At 53.2% G+C, this 23,396-nt stretch carries 20 protein-coding genes; 8 read left to right on the top strand and 12 right to left on the bottom strand.

The genetic code is table 11. From position 1 onward, the window contains the following. Positions 1–50 precede the first annotated feature (50 nt). Together R2X38_RS19875 and R2X38_RS19870 are read right to left on the bottom strand one after the other, a co-directional pair. Positions 51–899 (bottom strand): MIP/aquaporin family protein, encoded by an 849-nt coding sequence (locus tag R2X38_RS19875; RefSeq protein ID WP_317524081.1) that lies wholly within the window; start codon positions 897–899, stop codon positions 51–53. Positions 900–1,082: 183 nt separating this feature from the next. Continuing rightward, positions 1,083–1,406: a hypothetical protein gene (locus tag R2X38_RS19870; RefSeq protein WP_317524080.1), complete on the bottom strand. Its 324-nt coding sequence runs from the start codon at positions 1,404–1,406 to the stop codon at positions 1,083–1,085. A gap of 150 nt (positions 1,407–1,556) precedes the next feature. Here R2X38_RS19870 and zapB point away from each other — a divergent pair, with 150 nt between their 5' ends. Beyond that, positions 1,557–1,799 (top strand): cell division protein ZapB, encoded by a 243-nt coding sequence (gene zapB, locus R2X38_RS19865; protein WP_039458641.1) that lies wholly within the window; start codon positions 1,557–1,559, stop codon positions 1,797–1,799. Between the two features lie 107 nt (positions 1,800–1,906). Here the strand turns inward: zapB and rraA are convergent, their stop codons facing one another. The 7 genes from rraA to priA all read right to left on the bottom strand — a co-directional run bounded on the left by rraA (position 1,907) and on the right by priA (position 9,823). After that, positions 1,907–2,392, bottom strand: coding sequence for a ribonuclease E activity regulator RraA (gene rraA / locus R2X38_RS19860; RefSeq protein WP_317524079.1), 486 nt, complete (start codon positions 2,390–2,392; stop codon positions 1,907–1,909). 135 nt (positions 2,393–2,527) lie between these two features. Beyond that, positions 2,528–3,439, bottom strand: coding sequence for a 1,4-dihydroxy-2-naphthoate polyprenyltransferase (locus R2X38_RS19855; RefSeq protein WP_317524078.1), 912 nt, complete (start codon positions 3,437–3,439; stop codon positions 2,528–2,530). A gap of 143 nt (positions 3,440–3,582) precedes the next feature. Next, on the bottom strand, positions 3,583–4,914 hold the full coding sequence (gene hslU / locus R2X38_RS19850; RefSeq protein WP_317524077.1) for an HslU--HslV peptidase ATPase subunit: 1,332 nt from the start codon (positions 4,912–4,914) through the stop codon (positions 3,583–3,585). A gap of 12 nt (positions 4,915–4,926) precedes the next feature. Further along, on the bottom strand, positions 4,927–5,451 hold the full coding sequence (hslV, locus tag R2X38_RS19845) for an ATP-dependent protease subunit HslV (RefSeq protein ID WP_107299002.1): 525 nt from the start codon (positions 5,449–5,451) through the stop codon (positions 4,927–4,929). A gap of 243 nt (positions 5,452–5,694) precedes the next feature. Beyond that, positions 5,695–6,288, bottom strand: coding sequence for an SPOR domain-containing protein (locus tag R2X38_RS19840; RefSeq protein ID WP_317524076.1), 594 nt, complete (start codon positions 6,286–6,288; stop codon positions 5,695–5,697). 156 nt (positions 6,289–6,444) lie between these two features. Next, positions 6,445–7,449 carry a DNA-binding transcriptional regulator CytR gene (gene cytR, locus R2X38_RS19835; protein WP_317524075.1) on the bottom strand — a complete coding sequence of 335 codons (1,005 nt, stop codon included), beginning with the start codon at positions 7,447–7,449 and terminating at the stop codon, positions 6,445–6,447. Between the two features lie 172 nt (positions 7,450–7,621). Then, positions 7,622–9,823, bottom strand: coding sequence for a primosomal protein N' (gene priA, locus R2X38_RS19830; protein WP_317524074.1), 2,202 nt, complete (start codon positions 9,821–9,823; stop codon positions 7,622–7,624). Between the two features lie 234 nt (positions 9,824–10,057). On the opposite strand from priA, the gene rpmE reads away from it, so the two are divergent. After that, entirely contained in the window at positions 10,058–10,270 is a 213-nt protein-coding gene (gene rpmE, locus R2X38_RS19825; protein ID WP_008988141.1) for a 50S ribosomal protein L31, read from the top strand. A 306-nt stretch (positions 10,271–10,576) separates the two neighbouring features. Further along, the gene (locus R2X38_RS19820) at positions 10,577–11,827 is read left to right on the top strand and encodes a malic enzyme-like NAD(P)-binding protein (RefSeq protein WP_317524073.1); all 1,251 of its coding nucleotides are present in this window, start codon (positions 10,577–10,579) and stop codon (positions 11,825–11,827) included. 98 nt (positions 11,828–11,925) lie between these two features. On the opposite strand, the gene metJ is transcribed toward R2X38_RS19820, so the two are convergent. Beyond that, positions 11,926–12,243: a met regulon transcriptional regulator MetJ gene (gene metJ, locus R2X38_RS19815; RefSeq protein ID WP_068330548.1), complete on the bottom strand. Its 318-nt coding sequence runs from the start codon at positions 12,241–12,243 to the stop codon at positions 11,926–11,928. Positions 12,244–12,420: 177 nt separating this feature from the next. Between metJ and R2X38_RS19810 the strand changes: the two genes are divergently transcribed. From R2X38_RS19810 to metF, 3 genes are all read left to right on the top strand, one after another. Beyond that, positions 12,421–13,587, top strand: a complete 1,167-nt coding sequence (locus R2X38_RS19810) for an O-succinylhomoserine (thiol)-lyase (RefSeq protein WP_317524071.1) — start codon at positions 12,421–12,423, stop codon at positions 13,585–13,587. Further along, positions 13,588–16,005 (top strand): bifunctional aspartate kinase/homoserine dehydrogenase II, encoded by a 2,418-nt coding sequence (locus R2X38_RS19805; RefSeq protein ID WP_317524070.1) that lies wholly within the window; start codon positions 13,588–13,590, stop codon positions 16,003–16,005. It begins immediately after the preceding gene. A gap of 335 nt (positions 16,006–16,340) precedes the next feature. Continuing rightward, positions 16,341–17,231: a methylenetetrahydrofolate reductase gene (metF, locus tag R2X38_RS19800; protein ID WP_317524069.1), complete on the top strand. Its 891-nt coding sequence runs from the start codon at positions 16,341–16,343 to the stop codon at positions 17,229–17,231. Between the two features lie 83 nt (positions 17,232–17,314). On the opposite strand, the gene R2X38_RS19795 is transcribed toward metF, so the two are convergent. Together R2X38_RS19795 and ppc are read right to left on the bottom strand one after the other, a co-directional pair. Beyond that, a complete protein-coding gene (locus R2X38_RS19795) occupies positions 17,315–17,878 on the bottom strand; it encodes a PadR family transcriptional regulator (RefSeq protein ID WP_039469043.1) in 564 nt (187 codons plus the stop codon). 414 nt (positions 17,879–18,292) lie between these two features. Next, a complete protein-coding gene (gene ppc / locus R2X38_RS19790) occupies positions 18,293–20,923 on the bottom strand; it encodes a phosphoenolpyruvate carboxylase (protein WP_317524068.1) in 2,631 nt (876 codons plus the stop codon). 632 nt (positions 20,924–21,555) lie between these two features. On the opposite strand from ppc, the gene argC reads away from it, so the two are divergent. Next, positions 21,556–22,569 (top strand): N-acetyl-gamma-glutamyl-phosphate reductase, encoded by a 1,014-nt coding sequence (argC, locus tag R2X38_RS19785; RefSeq protein WP_317524067.1) that lies wholly within the window; start codon positions 21,556–21,558, stop codon positions 22,567–22,569. A gap of 10 nt (positions 22,570–22,579) precedes the next feature. Next, complete coding sequence (gene argB / locus R2X38_RS19780) at positions 22,580–23,371, top strand: acetylglutamate kinase (RefSeq protein ID WP_317524162.1); 792 nt, start codon at positions 22,580–22,582, stop codon at positions 23,369–23,371. Positions 23,372–23,396: the final 25 nt, after the last annotated feature.

Raw genomic sequence — 23,396 nt, 5'->3', positions numbered from 1 at the left:
CGGCCTGTGCGGGGGCAGGCCGATAATGTTCTCTTTTTATGAATTTGTTACTAGGCGTTTGCTGCTTCTTCTGCCGTGTCTTCGCACTGGTTAGGTAGGGTGCAGCGGTTGCCTGGCAAGTAGGCGCCGATGGCTTTCGGATATAGCCAACCACCGAAGGCGGCACCCATGATTGGAGCAAGGATAGGTACAATCATGTACGGGATATCTTTACCGCCAGTCAGTGCCATATCACCCCAGCCAGCTAGGAAGGCGAAGAACTTAGGGCCAAAGTCACGGGCCGGGTTCATCGCAAAGCCGGTTAGTGGGCCTAGCGAACCACCGATAACCGCAATCAAGATACCGATCAGCAAAGGTCCCATCGCGCCGCGTGGCGCACCGTTTTTCTCGTCGCCAATCGCCAGAATGGCAAACATCAGCACTGCAGTGATCACAAACTCCACCGCGAAAGCACCGGCAAATGACAGTGCCGCATGTGGGTAGGTAGAGAAAATACCGGCAGTCGCCAAGCTGGCTTCGCTACCTCGAACGATACCGTTGGCAGCTTCGAACTCAACAAAAAGGTTGCTGTATAGGCTGTAGATCAGCGCCGCGGTACAGAATGCACCCAGCAGCTGGGCAACAATGTACGGCAGTACTTTGCGTTTGTCGAAGCCGTGGAAAAGGGCAAGAGCAATGGTAACGGCAGGGTTGATATGGGCGCCGGACACGCCAGCGGTGCAGTAGATGGCGATGGCAACGCCAAGGCCCCACATTATGCTGATCTCCCACTGGCCGAACTCGGCGCCGGTCAGTACCAAGGCGGCGACACAGCCGACGCCGAAGAAGATCAGAAGCCCAGTACCAATGAACTCGGCCAGGCATTCGCCGAGCAGGGTATGTTGTTTTTGGGTAGTCATGTTCAGTCCTTTTGTCAATGTCGTAGGGGTATAGCTTTTTTTGTATTTATGTGGGGCTAATGTACTCGAATCTACAAAGAATAAAATTGGACTGCGCGAAAAGTGTGCGTTCGAGCATAAAATGATTTTAATTTTTGCGCGTTCGCGCAAACGGTTGCCATTTTGCGGGAAATTTCCCCATTGCTACTGGTTGCGTAATTGGTGGGGTGGGGCAAAAATGTGCTTTGATGGTATGTGTTTGTTTCTAGAATAAAAAATCCGACCTAAAAAGGTCGGATGTGCCAGAGGGGCAAATTCTTGGAAAATTCCAAGAGAGATACGATCAAGATAAAAATTAGCACGCTGTTGGTGCATTAAAATAGAGTTTGATCGCAATTCTACGCATTTGACGAAGAGGCCGGATGAATTTTGCACGGCTTGCACATTTCTTTTGCCACACATTTCCTTATTGCCCTGATAAGCGCCTGCAATGGCAGGGAAAGCAAGGATTTGATTAAATTCGTGCAAAATTTCCCCATTTACGACAAAGCATGGTATTTGTAGATGTCAGAAGGCGGTAGCCTCGTTAGAATAGGTGGTAATTAATCGTAAACGTGCCTGTGGGACGTTGCCTTAAACGGTTAGGGCAAACTGATAGGCTGAATACAGGTGGACAATATGTCATTAGAAATGTTGGAAAAGCTGGAAGCCAAAGTACAAATGGCTGTTGATACAATTTCTCTGCTACAGATGGAAATTGAAGAACTAAAAGAAAAAAATGATAGCCTGGCTGGTGAAGCACAGGCACTGCGTTCAGGTCGTGAAGAGCTGGAGCAAGAGAACAACAAACTGCGTCATGACCACCAGGCGTGGCAGGAGCGTGTTCGCGCGCTACTGGGCAAAATGGAACACGTGGAATAATCATGTTCCCACTGGCAGCCAATGTGGTGCCAGTTCTCAGAAACAAAAACAGAGCCGATTGGCTCTGTTTTTTTATGTCTGCAAAATAGCTGCTATTGCGGTAATGACTAGTCGATATCCAGCGGCTCTGGTGAGAGGATCACCCCGGTGTTGTCGGCATAGATATGATCTTCTGGCAGGAAAGTCACTCCGCCAAAATTAACCGCGACATCCATCTCGCCGATACCGTTTTCATCGGCACCGACCGGAATTGAGGCCATTGCCTGGATGCCGATATCCAGCTCGTCGAGATCATCGACGTGGCGGACACAGCCATAAATGATCAACCCTTCCCACTCGTTGTCAGCCGCCAGCTGTGCTAGCTCGGCGTCAACCAGAGCCCGGCGCAGCGAACCGCCGCCATCAACCAGTAATACCCGGCCAGCCCCGCCTTCTTGCAGTGCGGTGCGGATCAGGCTGCTGTCTTCGAAGCATTTAACGGTAGTAATTTGGCCGCCGAAGGAGCTACGACCGCCATAGGAGCTGAACATGGGTTCGACGACGTCAACTTTGTCGAGATAGATATCGCATAACTCGGACGTATTGTATTCCATAAGCGCGCTTCTTCTGTGGCAATTGAAAAGGGTTGTCTTGGCCGCCACCAAGGGCGGCCAAACTTAACTTGTTGAAAGTATAACCAGTTATTTAGCCTTCGTACAAGGATATATCCCTGTAAGAGCTAGGGTTAATTAGGCTGCTGCCAGCACCACACCGGCAGCGAACAACACGTTGGTCAGCAGTGCGCATTTGACCATGGTTGCCATCATCGGGCGTAGGGCTGCGCCGTCTGTCGATTGCAGTACCTGCTTACCGTGCTTGAACAGCAATGGTGCGCTGAGAATAAACAACCAACCGAACGGCGAGTGCAGCTCTAGCATGGCAAACAGTGCCAGGCAAAGTACGCTGCCAACCAATAGGAACAGGTGATACTTGCGGCCCCATTCCGGCCCCATGCGTACCGCGAGGGTCAGCTTGCCGCATTCTCGGTCATTGTCGATATCGCGCAGATTGTTGATGTTCAGTACGCCTACCGCCAACAGGCCACAGGCGGTCGCCGGCAGCATAATGATCGAATCAATCTGGCCGGCTTGTAGGTAGTAGGTCCCTGCTACGCCCAACCAGCCAAAGAACATCAAGACTGACAGATCACCCAAACCACGGTAGCCATATGGCTTGTTACCCACGGTGTAGGCAATGGATGCTGCAATCGCCATCAGGCCAAGCAGCATGAAACCCACCATATCCTGCAGGTTGTTGGTGGCGATGAAAATCAGGCTCAGGCCACTGATAGCGGTCATGATGATATTGAGGATCATCGCCTTGCGCATCGCGGTCGGGGTGACGAGGCCTGACTGGATCGCACGCTGGGGGCCCAGACGTTGATCGTTGTCCGTTCCTTTCACCGCATCACCGTAGTCATTGGCGAGGTTGGAGAGAATTTGCAATAACAGTGCGGTCAGCAGGGCCAAGCCTGCAATAACTGCGGAGAAACTTCCTTGCCATCCTGCTACTGCACTGCCACAAACAATTGAGGCGATGGCTAGAGGCAGGGTTTTCGGTCTTGCTGCATCGAGCCAAATTGCGAGAGAAGATGATTTCATAATGTGATCTTAAACCGATAAACGAGTAGGTGCCTATTATGGCGTAACTGTAGCAGGGGGCAACTTTATCGCCACTTTGTTTGTTTGAGAACAAAAAAACGGCACCCATTTGGGTGCCGTTTGCGAAAAGATTTGAGGCCGGATTACAGGATAAAGCGGCTTAGATCTTCGTCTTCGACCAACTCGCCCAGGCGGGAAGTCACGTAGGCATCATCGATCACAATCTTGTCGCCAGACTTTTCGGAAGCGTCGTAAGAGAGCTCTTCCATCAAGCGCTCCATCACAGTGTGCAGACGGCGGGCACCAATGTTTTCGGTACGCTCGTTGACCTGCCAAGCAGCGTCAGCCAGCTTGTTGATACCGCTTTCGTCGAACTCGATATCGACAGATTCGGTTGCCATCAGGGCCTTGTACTGCTCGGTTAGAGACGCATTTGGCTCGGTAAGGATACGCTTGAAGTCATGACTGGTCAGGGCTTCTAGCTCAACACGGATTGGCAGGCGGCCTTGTAGCTCAGGGATCAGATCCGATGGTTTGGCAACTTGGAAAGCACCAGATGCAACAAATAGGATGTGGTCAGTACGAACCATGCCGTGTTTAGTCGAGACAGTGCTGCCCTCAACCAGTGGCAGTAGGTCGCGCTGGACACCTTCGCGAGATACATCTGGGCCTGACGTATCGCCACGCTTACAGATCTTGTCAATTTCGTCTAGGAATACGATACCGTTGTTCTCAACCGCGAAGATAGCCTGCTCTTTTAGCTCTTCTTGGTTGACCAGTTTCGCAGCTTCTTCTTCGGTCGCGGCTTTCATCGCGTCCTTGATCTTCATCTTGCGCTTCTTGGTGGTGTTGCCCGCCAGGTTCTGGAACATGCCCTGAAGCTGGTTGGTCATCTCTTCCATGCCAGGAGGTGCCATGATCTCCACGCCCATTTGCGGCGCGGCAACATCAATTTCGATTTCCTTGTCGTCCAGCTTGCCTTCGCGCAGCTTTTTGCGGAATGACTGACGTGCCGATGAGTTGTTGTCGGCTTCTTCGTTCTGGCCCCAGGCATCACGTGCTGGTGGCAGCAGGATATCGAGGATACGATCCTCCGCCAGCTCTTCGGCGCGGAAACGGACTTTATCCATTGCCTGCAGGTGGGTCATCTTCACCGCGACATCAGTCAGATCGCGGATAATGGTTTCCACTTCTTTACCGACATAGCCCACTTCGGTGAACTTGGTCGCTTCGACCTTGATGAACGGCGCGTTGGCCAGCTTTGCCAGGCGGCGGGCGATTTCGGTTTTACCGACACCGGTCGGGCCGATCATCAGAATGTTTTTCGGGGTTACTTCTACCCGCAGCTCTTCAGGCAGCTGCATGCGGCGCCAGCGGTTACGCAGGGCAATGGCCACCGCACGCTTGGCTTTGTCCTGACCGATGATATGACGGTCAAGCTCGTGGACGATTTCGCGAGGGGTCATTTCAGACATAGCCATTCCTTATTATTCTTCAAGCTCTTCAATGGTGTGGAACTGGTTGGTGAAGACGCAGATGTCACCGGCAATGGTCAGTGACTTCTCGGCGATTTCACGAGCGCTGAGGTCGGTATTCTCAAGCAGGGCGGTAGCTGCTGCCTGGGCAAAGTTGCCACCAGAGCCGATAGCGATCAGATCGTTTTCAGGCTGAACCACATCACCGTTACCTGTGATGATCAGTGAGCCCGTTTCATCGGCAACGGCCAGTAGGGCTTCCAGTTTGCGCAGCATACGGTCGGTACGCCAGTCTTTAGCCAGTTCCACCGCCGCTTTTAGCAGGTGGCCTTGGTGCATTTCCAGCTTACGCTCGAAACGTTCGAATAGGGTGAAGGCGTCCGCTGTGCCGCCGGCAAAGCCAGCCAGAACTTTGTTGTTGTATAAACGGCGCACTTTGCGGGCGTTACCTTTCATAACGGTGTTGCCAAGGGAAACCTGGCCATCACCAGCGATAACGACTTTACCGTTTCGACGAACAGATACGATAGTTGTCACGGTCTTACCTCTTTTGGTCTGCTCCGGCCAATATGCCGGTCTCGATATAATGCAGATCTGGGGACGGGGTGAAGAAGTTTCAAGGGGGAAAAGAAAAGGATGCAGTGGTGGAATTTAGCGGCGGCTTGTAGCTGGATAAAATTTTAAGCTCTACCTGCCAGGGATGGCTGGTTGAAGCTACACGGATGTATTAATGCGTGATTAAAATTTTAATCCAGCTACTAGCGGGATTGGGTGACGCTGTTATTCCCAGAACCAGATCGCACACGGTTCGATACCGGCACGGCGAAGCTGGTTGCGATCGCTCTCGGCCTTACGCTTTTGCGGATAAGGGCCAAGGACCACCCGGTACCAGTTGCCTTTTTCGCCTTGGCTGACCTTGATTTGGCTGGTCAGTCCCTGGAAGGCAATCATAGCCTTGCGCTCTTCGGCTTGGTTCTGGCTACGGTAGGCACCACACTGCATCAGGTATGGCCGGGTAGGGGCTTGCTCTTTTTTCGCCTCAACCTGTACTTCTTTGTTTTCCAGTTCTTCGATGTAGCGCCATTTCTCCTCCGGTTTCGGCGGGAGGGGTTTGGCTGCCTTCGGTGGCGTCACCGGTGCCGGTTTTACTGGCTTCACGGGTTCGGGCTTGGTGGCCGGAGTGCTCTGTTGCGGCGGTGATTGCGGGGCCGGGTTCGAGGACAGGAAATAGAGCCCATAGCCGAGCGCTCCAACCAAACACACGGCAATAGCAGCCCACTTGAACGGGAACCCATTGCTTGGGGCTTGCTTGCGGTTGCCACGGGGTTTCTTGGCGGCGGCTCGGCCGCGTTTGACGTAATCTTTGGTAGCCACGGTGTCGATCAGTATCAGGTGAGTAGGATTAACCTATGGTACAAATTTGCGCCAGCGCTGACCAGACCTTGCGATGCATCCTGACTTTCAGGTTGCACCGTAAGGCATGGGTTTTGTGAGCTTGCCCCCAAAATCAGGTGGTTTTCTGACTTTGAGTTAATTTGCCGGCGGCGCAGCACTCTCACGGATCACCAGCTTGGCATCAAGCAGGCGTGAGCCGGAAGCAATGTCTTTACCCTTGAGAATATCGAGCAGCATCAGCATTGACTGGCGGCCGATCTCATAGCGAGGCTGGGAGACCGTGGTCAGTGGTGGATCGCAGTATTCGGCAAACTGGATATCATCGAAGCCGACAATCGACAGATCCTGCGGTACGCGGAAGCCCAGGCGCTTGGCCTGCTGCATGGCACCAATGGCCATCACATCGTTGTGGCACAGCAGGGCCGTTGGTGGCTCTGGCAGTGACAGCAAGGCAGTAACGGCACGGGCGCCTCCGGCAAAGCTGAAGTCACTCTTGACGGTATAAGCCGGATTCAGCTCTGCACCGGCACGGCGAAGTGCCTGCTGGTAGCCTTGCGAGCGGAATTGACATAACGCAGCACTGTCAGGCCCTGCTATTTGGGCAATACGCTTATGGCCCATCTGGGTGAGGTAATTGACAGCTTCGAAAGCGGCAGTCAGGTTATCGATATGGACGGTAGGCAGTTCGAGCTCTGGGGCGAACTCACAGGCCATGACCATCGGCGGCAGGTTTTTCTGCTCGGGTTTGCTGACATCAAAGGGCAGGTCGGTGCCGAGTAACAGCATACCGTCGGCTTGCTTGGTGAATACTAGGTTTACAAACGAATTTTCGCGGGTTTTTTGCTGTCCGCTGTCGCCAAGCAGGACAAGGTAGCCATGTTCCATTGCCGCTTCTTCGATACCGCGGATGATCTCGGTGAAATAGGGATCACAGATATCGGGTACGATAGTGACGATGGTTTTAGATTCGTTGCGACGTAGATTCCTAGCCAGTGAATTGGGTGAATAGCCAGCATCCATGACAGCCTGTTCGACCTTTTTACGGGTTGAGGCTGACACTTTTTCCGGGTTCATCAGGGCACGGGAAACCGTGGCCGTCGAGACACCGGCGAGCTGGGCAACATCCTTCATTGTCGCCATAGTTAAGGTTCCTCTCTATTATTTTTCTCTCTTTTGCCGCTGGGGGATCATGGCCAAAACGGCCGATACCTGAGCCAGCGAGCTTGTTATTGTAGGCTGTCTGCCGGGGATTAAACATGCTTTAAACAGCATAAATTACATCCGATATGTGACGCACGTCGCATTGTTCATTTTAAGTTAAATCCTGCGGCTCGACATCAATTGACCAGCGGATCTTCTTGGCAAGGGGGAGCAAAGCAATCGCCGGCTTGGCAACGGACAGCCATTGCTGCAATGCCTTGCGGCTTGGTGCTTGCAGCAGCAATTGCCAGCGGTAGCGGCCTGCCCGGCGCGATAGCGGGGCGGGGTTAGGACCCATTACCATGGTGTCCTGGTTGGCGATCGGACTGGATTCGAAAATACCGCGTACCTGTTGAAAAAACTGCTCGACCAGCTCGCTTTGGTTGGCTTCGGCACGTAGCAGGGCCAGGTAGGTAAATGGCGGCAGCCATGCCTGCCTGCGCTCGCTCAGCGCCCCGCTGGCAAAATTGTCATACCCTTTATATAGCAGCGCTTGCAGCAGGGGATGTTCGGGGTGGTGGGTTTGCAGGACCACTTCACCGGGTTTACTGGCGCGGCCAGCCCGGCCGGCCACCTGGATAAACAACTGGGCGAGGCGTTCGCTGGCGCGGAAGTCATTGCTAAACAATGCGCTGTCGACGTCGAGCAGGGCAACCAGGGTCACATCGGGGAAGTGGTGCCCCTTGGCCAGCATCTGGGTACCAATGAGTATTTGGTATTCGTTATTGCGGATCGCCTCGAGGTAATTCTCAAGGCTCCCTTTGCGCCGGGTACTGTCGCGGTCGATGCGAACCGTTTTGTAGGTTGGAAACAGGGCTTCGAGCTGCTGCTCGAGCTGCTCGGTGCCGACTCCCACCGCATTGAGCTGGGTTGAACCGCATTGGCCGCACTGGTGCATCATCGGGCGCTGCGTCCCGCAGTGGTGGCAGCGCAGCTCGCCGCTTTGCTGGTGGAAGGTATAGTAGGCATCACAGCGCTTGCACTCGGCCAGCCAGCCACAGTCATGGCAGATCACCGCAGGTGAAAAGCCGCGCCGGTTGAGGAACAGCATGACCTGGTTACCCGCATCCAAGTGCTGACGCATGTTGGCGATAAGCGGGGCAGAGAGGCCTGCTTCGAGGTATTGTCCTTTGAGATCGAGTACACCATGGCTGGCGGCCTGGGCATTACCTGCACGGCGAGACAGGGTAAGGTGATGGTATTTGCCGCTTTTGGCATTGTGCAAAGTCTCCAGGGCCGGTGTGGCCGAGCCGAGGATGATCGGGATATTGGCCTGGCTAGCCCGCATGACGGCTAGATCCCTGGCATGGTAGCGGAGGCTATCCTGCTGTTTGTAGGAGGCATCATGTTCCTCGTCGACTATAATAATGCCGAGGTTGGCAAACGGGGTGAACAGCGCCGAACGGGTACCGATGATGATCCCGGCTTGGTTATCGCGCCCAGCCAGCCAAGCAGATAGCCGCTCGGTGTCGTTGAGCCCGGAATGGATGGTTTCCAGCGGCACATTGAAACGGCGACGGAAACGGTTGATGGTCTGTGGCGTCAGGCCGATTTCCGGGACCAGGATCAATGCCTGCTTACCGGCTGCCAAAACAGGCTCGAGCAGGTTGAGGTAGACCTCGGTCTTGCCCGAGCCCGTTACTCCCTCGAGCAGGTAGCAGCCGAAATCCGGGTTGGCATTGACGCTGGCAATGGCCAGCGCCTGTTCCTCGTTGAGCCGGGGCTTTTCTTCATTAATCGCAAATTCTTTCTGCCAGCTGTGATTGGCTGGAGCCTGTTCAATGGCTTCTATCCAGCCTTTGTCTGCCAGCGTTTTCAACGTTGCGCTGCTGACTTCTTCGGCAAGCAGGGCTTCGTGGCTCAATGCGCCCTGGCGCAGCATGGTCAGCGCCTGTACCTGACGCGGAGCACGCTTGAGGGCTGTCAGGGGCTGGTTGTAGCCGACTTCGGTGAGCTGCCACATCTTCAGTGCCGATGGGGCGGCTTCGCGGCCTTTTCGCAACAAGGCGGGTATGGCATTGGCCAAGCTGTCGCCCAGCGGGTATTGGTAGTACTGGCTGGCCCAGGTTAGCAGTTTGAACAGGCTTGGCTCCCATAGCGGGGCGCGATCCAATACGGTATAGATTGGCTTGAGTTGCTCTACGGGAAAATCGGATGTTGTGGTTAGGGCCATCACAACCCCAACTAGCTGCTGGCGCCCGAACGGAACCTTGACCCGAGCGCCGACGACAGGCTGCTGGCCCTGCTTGACCAGGTAATCAAATTGCTTGTCCAGGGGAACAGGAAGGGCCACTCGGGCAATGTTGGGCGTCATATCTAACCGCTAAATCCGCATGTACTAAGATAGAGAAGTGTACCTTGCCCAGCCTCGGGCGGCAAAGCGGCGAAAAAAGGCGCATATTGGTTGATCTGGGAAGTATGATTGATTACTATACGCCGCCTGAATTTGGCGTATTGGTAATGTAACCGTTACGCTCTTTTATTAACGACGTGTGGTGCCCGGCTTAGGATCGGGAGAGCGACACGGCCTTACTTTTGAGGTTATCCCATGAAACAAGGTATTCACCCAGAGTACACTGCAGTAAACGCTCGTTGTTCTTGCGGCAACACTTTCGTATTTAACTCTACTATGGGTAAAGACATCAACCTTGATGTATGCGACAAGTGTCACCCTTTCTACACTGGTAAGCAGCGTCAGGTTAGCTCTGGTGGTCGTATCGACAAATTCAACAAGCGTTTCGGTGCGCTTTCTAGCAAGTAATTGCCAGATGAATTTCGAAAAAGGGGATGCGCATGCATCCCTTTTTTTATGCCTGCTCTAACCCTGCTTTTATTCCATTGTTTCGCTTGTTTTATTCCTTATCTGCATACCAGAACCTGCAATAGTGGTGAATCCGTCTTGCTGCTTTTGATCCCGCCGCGCTATTCCCCCCATTGATGTTGAACATTCGCTCCTGGAATCATTGGATCGACCAGATGTTCGGTGCTAGGATTTTGTGCTGCCATAGAATATGATCTATGTCCAAATTCCAAAATAAAGTCACCTCCAGTCAGGATTTCGAACACTATGTCTGAAGATTTTCGCCAACAGGCCCTTCACTACCACGCATACCCAGTACCAGGAAAAATTGCTGTCGAGCTCACCAAGCCAGCCAATACCGTAGAAGATCTCGCTCTTGCTTATAGCCCGGGCGTGGCTGAGCCGGTACGTGAAATCGCGCAAAACTCAGAAAATGTCTACAAGTACACAGGTAAAGGCAACATGGTTGCCGTTATCACCAACGGTACTGCTATCCTTGGCTTGGGTAACCTTGGCCCGCTGGCTTCGAAACCTGTGATGGAAGGTAAGGCGCTGCTGTTCAAACGCTTTGCTGGCCTGGACTCGATTGATATCGAAGTGAAGCACCGCACCATCGACGAGTTCGTTGATACGGTGGCGAATATTGCTGATACGTTCGGTGGTATCAACCTGGAAGATATCAAGGCCCCTGACTGTTTTGAAATCGAAAAACGCCTGATTGAGCGTTGCCATGTTCCTGTTTTCCACGATGATCAGCACGGCACGGCGATTGTGACGGCAGCTGGTATGCTCAATGCTCTGGAGCTTCAGGGTAAGAACATCAACGAAGCCGTGATTGTTTGTCTGGGGGCGGGTGCTGCGGCTGTAGCGTGTATGGAACTGCTGATTAAATGTGGTGCCCAGCGCGAGAAAATCTACATGCTGGACCGCAAGGGTGTTATCCACACCCGTCGTGACGATATCAACGAGTACAAGCAGCTGTTTGCCAACAACACGGATAAGCGTACGCTGGAAGATGTGATTGAAGGCGCGGATATCTTTGTTGGTGTATCTGGCCCGGACCTGCTTGCGCCTGAAGCGCTGAAGCTAATGGCCGACAAGCCAGTGGTGTTTGCGTGTTCTAACCCAGATCCTGAAATCAAACCTGAGCTGGCCCATGCGGTACGCGATGATTTGATCATGGGTACTGGCCGTTCGGATTACCCGAACCAGGTGAACAATGTTATCTGCTTCCCGTTCATCTTCCGTGGTGCACTTGATGTCCGTGCCAGCGAAATCAATGACGAGATGAAGTTGGCCGCCGTTGATGCCATCCGTGCACTGGCCAAAGAGCCGGTACCGGCAGAAGTGGTTGCCGCCGCTGGTGCTGACAAGCTTGAGTTCGGCCCGGAATACATTATTCCTAAGCCAATGGACCCACGCCTGCTACCACGTGTTGCCAAGGCAGTTGCCCAGGCTGCAGTCGATTCGGGTGTTGCCCAAATTGACATGCCGGTTGGCTACATGGAAGCGAAATAATTTCCGTATTGAGCCAAGCAAATAAAAACCAGCCATTTTGGCTGGTTTTTTTATGGTCATAATACGCTGGCATTATGAGGAGAAAGTGATGGTTTCACTTACTCGTTGATGTCTTCGTAGGTGATCCCCATCTCTTCCATCAGCGCTTTGGCTTCGGCTGGAAGATCGTCTGGGCGATCTTTACGGATGTCGTCATCGGTAGGAAGCGGCTGGCCGGTGTAAGCGTGCAGGAAGGCTTCGCACAGCAACTCACTGTTAGTCGCATGGCGCAAGTTATTGACCTGACGGCGGGTACGCTCATCGGTCAGGATTTTTAGAACCTTCAATGGAATCGAAACTGTAATTTTTTTTACTTGTTCGTTTTTCTTACCGTGTTCCGCGTAAGGGCTGATGTATTCGCCATTCCACTCTGCCATTTTTTACCTTCTCAGCGATATAAAAGTGATGAAATATAGTATGCCTGAATTTTAGCGGGATTTACCGCCATAAGCAAAGACATATAGACGTCTAGAAGTGTTGACGTCTCCGGTGTTTGTCGCTATGTTGTTGCATAAAAGTTATTCGGCAGGGCCACCCTGACAAGGAAAGTAAATATGAGTGACAAGAAGCTAGCTACCGTCGCTGTTCGCACCGGCATCGAATCCGATACCCAGTACAATGCTGTGGTACCTCCTCTCTATTTAACCTCGACCTACAGTTTTTCGCAATTGGGCGAGGTGCCAGAATTTGATTATTCCCGCTCGGGCAACCCGACCCGAAACACCTTGGCTGATGCCCTGGCAGAGCTGGAAGGAGGCGCTGGCGCAGTGGTGACCAGCTGTGGGACGGCGGCAATCAACCTGTTGGCTTCTGCGCTGATTGGCCCGGACGATTTGATTATTGCCCCGCATGACTGCTACGGCGGTACTTATCGCTTGTTTAATACCCGCGCAGCCAAGGGTGATTTCAAAGTCCGCTTTATTGATCAGACCGATCCGGCTGCAGTTGCCGAAGCACTGGCCCTCAAGCCCAAGTTGATTTGGGTCGAAACCCCGTCGAATCCATTGTTGCGCATTGTTGATATTGCAGAAATTTGTGCTTCAGCCAAGCAAGTTGGCGCGCTGGTGGCGGTAGATAATACTTTCCTGTCTCCGATCCTCCAGCAGCCGATTGCCCTTGGTGCCGATTTTGTTGTCCACTCCACCACTAAATATATCAATGGTCACTCAGATGTCGTCGGTGGGGTACTGATCTCCAAGCAGGCTGAGCAGGCCGAGGAGATTGCCTGGTGGGCAAACTGTATTGGTGCCACCGGCGCGCCGTTTGATGCCTACATGACGTTACGCGGCCTGCGTACACTGGCGCCGAGAATGCGTATGCATGAAGAAAACAGCCGCCAGATCCTGACTTACCTGCAACAGCAGCCGCTGGTAGGAACCATCTACCACCCGAGCCAACCAGAGCATCCGGGCCATGCGATAGCACTCAAGCAGCAACAGGGCTTCGGGGCCATGTTGAGCTTCGAGATTGCCGGCAGCATGGTACAGCTTGAAGTGTTTGTTAAAACACTTAACTGTTTCTCATTGGCGGAATCGCTGGGGGGAACGGAAAGCTTGATCTGTCACCCGGCGAGCATGACCCACCGTGCCATGTCAGATGAGGCTCAGGCCGAGGCAGGGCTTAAGCCTTCCCTGTTGAGATTGTCGGTTGGTCTTGAAGATCCTGAGGATTTGATTGCCGATCTGGAGCAGGCTTTCAATAAAGCGGCGGAGGTAGCATAAATGAGTCATCCTGTTACGCGTCAATTGCATAAGTTTGGCGGCAGCAGCCTAGCGGATCCTGAGTGCTACCTAAGAGTGGCCGAGATCTTGCGCGAGTATTCCAGCGAAAACGATCTGGTTGTTGTATCGGCAGCAGGCAAAACCACCAATCGCCTGATTGAGTGGCTTGAGTTGCTCGACAGAGACGGTCGTCAGGCCCATGAGGCCCTGCAGTCTCTGCGCAGCTTTCAGCAGTCATTGATCGAGTCCCTGCTCGACGGCGAAACAGCGGATGAGCTACTGACCCAGCTGCATCTTGAACTGGGTGTGCTTTCAGGTATGGCGGAAAAGCCACTGTCAGAGGCAGAGCAGGCCAAGGTCTTGGGCCATGGTGAACAATGGTCGGCTCGTTTGTTGGCAGCTTTGCTGACCAAGCTGCAGCTTCCGGCTGTCAATCTTGATTCGCGCTGCTTCTTGCGTGCCGAGCGTGCTGCTCAGCCGGAAGTTGACCGTGCCCAGTCCTGGCCGTTGCTCAAGGAGCAGTTGGCTCAGTACAGCCAGCAACGTGTTGTGATCACCGGTTTCATGGCGCAAAACAGCGTGGGTGAGACGGTGCTGCTTGGCCGCAACGGCTCAGACTATTCTGCAACTGTTATCGGGGCTTTGGCTGATGTCGATAGGGTAACCATCTGGAGTGATGTGGCCGGTGTTTACAGTGCCGACCCGCGTAAGGTCGCCGATGCCTGTTTGCTGCCATTGCTTCGCTTAGATGAAGCCAGCGAGCTGGCCCGTTTGGCGGCGCCAGTTTTGCATAGCCGTACCTTGCAGCCGGTCGCGCAAAGTGCGATTGATCTGACGTTGCGTTGCAGCCACCAGCCAGAGCAGGGTTCGACACGGGTGGAGCGGGTTCTGGCATCGGGACGCGGTGCCAAGATCATCACTTCGCTTGATGAGGTCTGCCTGATCGAGCTGTCGGTGACCCGCGCCCATGATTTTGCGCCGATTGCTACCGATATCGAACGCTTTTTGCAGCGAACTCAGTTGCAGCCGCTTGCCAGCAGCTTCGAGCCGGATAAGGGCAGGGTACAGCTGGCTTATACCGCCGAGGTCGTTAACAGTGTTCTAGCCCAACTCCAGGACAGTGGTATTGCCGCCGAGCTGCGCTTGCGCGAAGGTTTCTCGCTGGTCGCAGCGGTAGGGGCCGGCGTGGTGAACAACGCGGTGCATTGTTATGGGTTCTATCAGCAGCTTAAAGGGCAGGCGCTGGAGTTTATTGCTGAGTCTGAATCAGGGTTGAGTTTGGTGGCGGTATTGCGTAAGGCCGATACCGATAGTTTGATCCAGGGTATTCACCAAAGCTTGTTCCAGGCCCAGAAGCGAATTGGTTTGGTGCTTTGTGGCAAGGGGAATATCGGCAGCCGTTGGCTTGAGCTGTTCGAGACCGAAAAAGCGACTTTGGAAAAGCGTCATGGTATGAGCTTTACCCTGATTGGTGTGGTTGATAGCCGCCGTCACTGGATTGACTTCGACGGAATTGATGCTGGCCGTGCCCAGCATAGTTTTGATGACGAGTCGGTTGAGTACTGTGGTGATGAGTGGTTGTCGGTGCTGGCCCACAATACCTATGACGATGTCATTGTGCTGGATGTTACCGCCAGCAGTGATTTGGCTGCGCGTTACCCGCAGGTGGCAGAGTCGGGTTTGCACCTGATCTCGGCCAATAAGGTAGCAGGCTCGGCTTCGGGTGAAAGCTATCATCAGGTGCTTGATGCGTTTGCCAAGAGCAGCCGTTTCTGGCTCTACAATGCAACGGTGGGAGCGGGCTTGCCGGTTAACCATACGGTGCGTGACTTGCGCGAAAGCGGTGATGAGATCATTGCCTTGTCGGGTATTTTCTCCGGCACGCTATCATGGCTGTTCCAGCAATATGATGGTTCGGTACCATTTTCCCAGCTGGTTGAGCTGGCTTGGCAGCAGGGGCTGACCGAGCCGGATCCGCGCCATGATCTGGATGGCAGTGATGTGATGCGCAAACTGGTGATCCTCGCCCGAGAGTCAGGCTTGTCGCTTGAGCCTGAGCAGGTCAAGGTGGAAACTTTGGTGCCTGATACATTGGCATCGCTCGGAGTGGATGACTTCTTCGAGCAATCTGTCGAGCTCGATGAGCTGCTCCACGAACGGCTGCGCAAAGCGCAGAAAGAAGAGAAAGTCCTGCGTTATGTCGCAAGGCTGGATCGCCACGGCAAGGCGGTGGTTGGCATTGAGGCGCTGTCTCGTGAGCATGCCCTGGCCAATTTGCTGCCGTGCGACAACATCTTTGCTATCGAGAGTCGCTGGTACCGTGATAACCCGCTGGTGATCCGTGGGCCGGGTGCAGGCCGTGATGTGACGGCAGGGGCGTTGTTATCTGATATCAACCGCTTGGCGGCGATGCTATAAGTTGCATTTTCGGAGTGAGATCTTACGGAATTTATACAGTGCAAATTACTGCCTTTCTTGTGATGAACGGTGACTAACACTGGGTGGTAATTGAATCGCCAGTATTAGCCTCTGTGAGAATGCGCTATACCCTAAAAGCTCGCTATTAGCGGGCTTTTTTGTTATCTGCCAATGTTGAAGTTCCTGCAATTTGAAGTTGAAAAATATTCATGATCATCATGTTGACATTAAATTGGTTACAAGACATCCTGTAGACATATAGACGTCTAAACGCTTGTTTGGATGGCGTCAGTTTTAGGGAGCGGCCGAGAGCCAACAAGAGTAAGGAATGGATTATGGGGTATTCATACGCAAGCCACTTGGATTCACTGAACCAGAATATTGCGGATATTGATGGCAAGATCAATGTATCATTCGAGTTCTTCCCACCAAGCAGCGAGCAGATGGAGCAGACGTTGTGGAACTCCATTCACCGCCTGAAGACGCTGCAGCCTAAATTTGTCTCGGTAACTTATGGTGCTAACTCGGGTGAGCGTGACCGTACCCACTCAATTATCAAGGATATCAAAGATCAAACGGGCCTCGTGGCCGCGCCGCACCTGACCTGTATTGATGCGACCCGTGATGAGCTGCGCACCATTGCCCGCGACTACTGGAACAACGGCATCCGCGATATTGTTGCCCTGCGTGGTGATCTCCCTGAGCAAGGTGTGAAGCCGGATATGTATGCAGCCGATTTGGTGGAGTTACTGCGATCGGAAGCTGACTTCGATATCTCGGTGGCGGCCTATCCTGAGGTGCATCCCGAGGCCAAGAGTGCCCAGGCTGATCTGATCAACCTCAAGCGCAAGGTCGATGCTGGTGCCAGCCGAGCCATCACCCAGTTTTTCTTCGATGTGGAAAGCTACCTGCGTTTCCGCGATCGCTGTGTTGCTGCCGGTATCGATGTTGAAATCGTGCCGGGTATCTTGCCGGTTTCCAACATGAAGCAAGCCAAACGATTTGCCGATGCTAACAATGTGAAAATTCCGGGTTGGCTGGAAAAGCAGTATGAAGGGTTGGATGATGATCTACTGAGTCGCCAGATGGTCGGTGCTAGCAATGCCATCGACATGGTACGGGTATTGAGCCGCGAGGGGGTGAAGGACTTCCACTTCTATACCCTTAACCGTGCCGAGCTGACCTATGCTATCTGCCATACGCTTGGGGTTCGTGCTAAAGCGTAAGCACGATTATCCGCATAGATATAACAGTACAGATAAAAGAAAAGCCGCATTTAGCGGCTTTTATTATGTTCTTTGATTATAGCTTACAGGGCAACCGGGCTACCTGCTGAATCCATGTCCTTAAGCTCGGCCAATACTTCCTCAGCCCAGTCGATCCATGCCTGGCGGTTGTGGATCGCGCGGCGAAGGGTTAGACGGTCAAGACGGGATTGGCGATCTAGGTTTTTATGGTCAGCAAAATGGATCTTTTCCATTTCGTTGTAATGGTTGATCAGCGTGTGAGACTCTTCAATCAGGCCTTCTAGTTGCTGCTGCATTGGCTCGGAGTTGTGCACACCGCAAACTACCAGCTTGGCAGAAAACTCATCGCGGATGGTTGGGTTGCGCGCAGGCTCTTGGAACCACTCAAACAGTGCCTGACGGCCAAGATCGGTAATGGAATACACTTTACGATCCGGTTTACCCTCTTGCGGTTCAAGTTTACAGGTTACCTGGTTGTTGCCGGCCATCTTGTTTAGCTCGCGATATACTTGCTGGTGGCTGGCTTTCCAGAAATAACCGATGCTGTGGGAGAACTCTTTGGTGATATCGTAACCGGTGGCATCGCGGTTACTCAACACAGTTAAAATAACGTGTGGTAGTGACATCTCTTCTATCCGTTAAAATACTACAAAAAAATAAACTCAATCGGCATGGCCTATGGTGGCCGCAGCGTACCCTTCGCTCATTGGCGTTTTTATAATCGTGCTGTTGCAGTGCCTGATCGAGATCACGTAGCATACACATCAATGGACTAATTTTCGACATCAGGGCCTAAAATCGAGGAAAACTGGTGCAACCAATTGCCCGTCTTGTGATGCTGGTCTATATATTGCGTGTTAATTCCAATTTGTTCTTTGATGCAAAACGTTTTTCATCAAATGATTTCACTGCATGTGGTTTAGTTTAGTTAACTGAGAGTTGGCGAGGTTGTCTCAAAAGTGAGGCGAGTGGAAAATTTGCGGGAAAAAGAAAGGGCTAGCAGGTAGATGTTAGCCCTTTGTGGTTATTTTACGTATTTATTAGCCGGTGTTACGCATACCGGTGGCAATACCGGCAATGGTGACCATCAAGGCTTCTTCCATCATCGGTGATGGGGTTTCCTGACGGCGGGTACGGTAAAGCAATTCGGCCTGCAGCATGTTCAACGGCTCGACATAGATGTTACGTAGGCGGATTGACTCGGCACCCCATGGGTTTTGCTCCATTAGGTGAGCGCTGTTTTCCACGTTAAGTACTGCTTTGATATCTTTTTGCAGCTGATCACGCAGCTTCTGGCCCATCGGCCACAGCGATTTATCAGTGAGACGCTGGTCGTAGTATTCCGCAATGCCGATATTGGTTTTGGTGAAGACCATCTCAAGCATACCCAAACGGGTTGAGAAGAATGGCCACTCGCGGCACATTTCTTCAAGCTGTGCGGCATGGCCCTTGTCAATCGAGAACTGGATGGCTTCACCGGCACCTAACCAAGCTGGCAGGATCAGGCGGTTCTGGCTCCAGGCGAAAATCCAAGGGATCGCACGCAGACTCTCTACGCCACCTTTCGGGTTACGCTTGGCCGGACGAGAGCCCAGTGGCAGTTTGCCCAGTTCAAGCTCTGGGGTTGCCGCGCGGAAATAAGGAACAAATTCCTCATTGCCACGGACTACATCACGGTAAGCGTCGCAGGACACTTCTGACAGCACATCCATCAGCTCGCGCCATTCTTGCTTAGGCTGCGGTGGTGGCATCAGGTTAGCTTCCAAAATGGCACTGGCGTATAGGCTCAGGCTGTTTACCGCCACTTCTGGTAGGCCCAGCTTAAAACGGATCATCTCGCCTTGTTCTGTCACACGCAGGCCGCCTTTCAGGCTGCGTGGTGGTTGAGACAATAGGGCTGCGTGTGCCGGAGCACCGCCTCGGCCAATCGAACCGCCACGACCGTGGAACAGGGTCAGCTCGACGCCTGCTTCTTCACACACTCCAACCAGTGATTCCATGGCATGGTACTGGGCCCAGCCAGCCGCCATCACACCGGCATCTTTGGCGGAGTCAGAGTAGCCGATCATGACCATCTGGTGATTCTGGATGTAGCCGCGGTACCAGTCGATGTTCATCAACTGTTTGATCACGCTCTCGGCGTTGTTGAGGTCATCCAGGGTTTCGAATAGCGGGCACACATCCATACGGAATTTGCAGCCGGCTTCTTGTAGCAGCAAATGAACGGCCAGCACATCAGATGCGGTGCGGGCCATTGAAATCACATAAGCACCCAAGGCTTCGCGAGGCTGGTCGGCGATAGCCTTACAGGTATCGATCACTTCTTTGACTTCGTCAGAAGGTGTCCAGTCGCGCGGCAGCAGAGGACGTTTGGAAGAGAGTTCGCGGACCAGGAAGGCCACTTTGTCTTGCTCGCTCCACTGATCGTAATCGCCTAGTCCCAGGTAGCGGGTCAGCTCGGAGATCACGTTCGAGTGGCGGGTGCTTTCCTGGCGGATATCCAAGCGGACCAGGTGGACACCGAAACACTTGATGCGGCGCAGCACGTCTAGCAGCAGGCCGTCGGCAATGATGCCCATGTCACAGTCGTGAAGTGAGCGGTAGCAGGCGTAAAGCGGGTCCCACAGCTGGCTGACATCGTCGATGATACCGTAGCTTGGTGCGTCGAGGCCCTTGATCTTGGCATCGAGCACATCACGGGTATTGGTCAGCTTGGCGCGCAGATCTTTCAGGATTGCACGGTAAGGTTCGTGCTCATCACCGGCGAGCTCGCGGACTTCATCGTTGCACTTGACCATCGACAGCTCGCTGACCAGCTCCTTGACGTCCTGTAGGTAGAGGTCGGCTGCTTTCCAGCGTGATAGCAACAGCACTTCACGTGTCACTTCAGACGTTACGAACGGGTTACCGTCACGGTCACCCCCCATCCAGGATGAGAAGGTGACAGGTGCGGCATCGATAGGAAGGCCTTCGCCCAGGTGGGCGGTAAGCTTTTCGTCAAACTGGCGCAGGAACTCAGGAACGGCTTGCCATAGCGAGTTTTCAACTACCGCAAAGCCCCATTTGGCTTCATCGAGCGGAGTCGGGCGCTGCTTACGGATAACATCGGAATGCCATGCCTGGGCGATCAGCTGCTCTAGGCGGCGTTCAACGCGCTGGCGTTCGCTGTTGGACAGTTCGCTCAGCTCTAGCTTGGAGAGGCATTTGTTGATCTGTACCAGCTTGTGGATCATGGTACGACGGGCAATTTCCGTCGGGTGGGCAGTCAGGACTAAATCAATGTTGAGGTCACGGACCGCCTGGATTGAATCGAATTTGCTGATGTCCTGCTCGTCCAGCTTGGCGAACAGAGCATCGATAGAGTCTGGGCTGCAGATATGCTCTTCACTGTGGCGCGAGACGGTATGGTACTGCTCGGCAATATTGGTCAGGTTCAGGAATTGGCTGAAGGCCCGGGCAACAGGCAACAGCTGGTCATCCGGCAGGTTCTGCAGTTCGTCGATCAGCTTGGCACGATCGTCTTGGTTGCCTGCACGGGCGGACTTGGACAGTTTGCGGATGGTTTCTACTTTACCTAGCAGTTCTTCACCATGCGCATCCTTGATTGTCGTACCCAGCATGTGACCGAGCATACTGACGTTGCTTCTAAGCGCGCTGTACTTTTCGTTCATATCGCATCCATCTCGTAAATTTATTACATCCAATTAACTCATTAGACAACAATCTAGCCGTGTTCAGGCTTTGAGGTCAACATTGATCGTCATAACTAGTAAGAAAACGACAGTGCATTGATTTTTATCATGTTATGAAACGGAGGGTGTAACAAAGTTTCTCAAAAATGGTCTGATAAGGCACAAAAACTGCGTGCTTGTTGTGCAATATGTCGAGAAAGCTTTCATTTTCGGTGTGATTTAGTGCTTTGTGCTGCAGTGGTTTGGTCCGGGTAAAAAGGAGGTTGCCCCCAGCAGACCGGATTTTTCTTCTTTTGTTAATTTTTTCCGCTCAATGGTTGACACTGATAGTAAATGTCGGTAAACATATTAATTCAAAAGATGTGAATAAAAATATTCATATCGCGTTATGGTTAGCAACCAAGGAATGTTAACCAAGCGGTATCAACAAATGTAACGGAACTGAAATAGGTACGAAGCCCCATGAACCAAGCGACTAGCCAATCACAATACGCCCTCCGACGACGCTGAGTTTCGCTTGGTGCCTCTGCGCACCCCATCCCGAGGCAGCCTTGCTGCTAGCTACACCCCTAAAATCAAAGCACCCACAAACCAAAAGACACGGATTGAATATGTTGAACACCTATATTATCGGTGCCAGCGGCTACACCGGCGCAGAGCTGGCCAAAATGGTACACCTTCACCCAAAACTCAACCTGGCGGGATTGTTCGTTTCGGCCAATAGCCTTGATGCCAATAAGCCGATCAGTGAGTTGCACGGCCAGTTAAAAGGCATTGTTGATTTGCCGTTGCAGCCGCTTTGCGCGCCGCAAGATGTGGCACAGGCTGGTGATATCGTCTTGCTGGCAACCGCCCATGAAGTCAGCCATGACTTGGCGCCGGTATTTTTGGAGTGTGGTTGCCAGGTGTTTGACTTGTCCGGGGCGTTTCGGGTTCAGGGCGATGCGTTTTATACCCAGTTCTATGGCTTTGAACACCAGTTCCCAGCGTGGTTAGAGAAAGCGGTGTACGGTCTTGCCGAATGGAACCATGACGCGATTGCCAGTGCCCAGCTTGTTGCCGTTCCAGGCTGCTACCCAACCGCTTCGCAGCTGGCTTTAAAGCCACTGCTAGAAAGTGGGCTCCTAGATACCCAGCAGTGGCCGGTGATCAATGCGGTAAGCGGTGTCTCCGGTGCAGGGCGCAAGGCGTCGATGACCAACAGCTTCTGCGAAGTCAGCCTGCAGGCATACGGTATTTTCAACCACCGCCACCAGCCTGAAATTGCCACCCACCTGGGCCAGGACATTATCTTTACCCCCCATCTCGGCAACTTCAAACGGGGGATCCTCGCGACCATCGCTGCCAAGTTGGCCGATGGTGTTACTGCCGGGCAGGTCGAGGCTGCGATGCAAACAGCCTATGGTGCTGACGGCGACAAACATGCCGTTCGTTTGCTGGGCCAGCAGGCGGCGAAGCTTCAGAGTGTGGTCGGTACCTGCTTCTGCGATATCGGCTGGCAGGTACAAGGTGGACACATTATTTTAACGTCTGCGATTGACAACCTGCTCAAAGGCGCATCATCGCAAGCGATGCAGTGCATAAATATTCGAAATGGTTTCCCTCAGCTTACAGCGTTGGTATAAGGTTAGGAGAATAGCGATGAGTCAGGTTCCTTTGGTAATAAAGCTCGGTGGTGCCGTTCTGTCTTGCGGTGAGACCTTAGAAAAACTGTTCGGTGCGATCAGCGCTTACCAGAAGCAGGCCCAGCGTCCTTTGGTGCTGGTCCATGGCGGTGGCTACCTGGTCGATGATCTGATGGCCAAGCTGCAACTGGAAACGGTGAAAAAAGAAGGGCTACGAGTCACACCGGCCGAACAAATTCCTTACATCGCTGGTGCATTGGCAGGGACTGCCAACAAGCTGCTGCAGGGGCAGGCGCAAAAAGCGGGCGTACCCGCCGTCGGCTTGAGCCTGGCTGATGGTGGTTTGTGTAAAGTGACCGAACTGGATCCTGAATTGGGTGCGGTGGGCAAGGCCGAGCCGGGTGACAGTAGCTTGGTCAGCCAAATGATGGCATCGGGCTTCTTGCCGATTGTCAGTTCAATTGGCCTTGATGGCAACGGCCAGCTGATGAATGTCAATGCCGATCAGGCGGCCGTCGCTGTTGCGGCTGCGCTGGATGGTGAGTTGGTGCTGCTTTCAGATGTCAGCGGCGTGCTGGACGGCAAGGGCAAGCTTATTAGCGAGCTGACCGAGCCGCAGGCTGAAGCTTTGATTGCCCAGGCGGTGATCACTGACGGCATGGTCGTCAAGGTTCGTGCCGCTTTTGAAGCCGCCAATGCCCTTGGGCGCTCGATTGAAGTCGCGACCTGGCGTTATCCGGATAAGCTGGCGGCATTGTTTGATGGCCAGAGCATCGGAACCAAATTTTCCCCGCAGGCGTAATGCAGGCGGTAAAAGAACACAAATT

Source organism: Photobacterium rosenbergii, from assembly GCF_033022775.1.
GTDB classification, from domain to species: domain Bacteria; phylum Pseudomonadota; class Gammaproteobacteria; order Enterobacterales; family Vibrionaceae; genus Photobacterium; species Photobacterium rosenbergii_A.
This window is presented reverse-complemented; position numbering and strand designations above follow the sequence as displayed.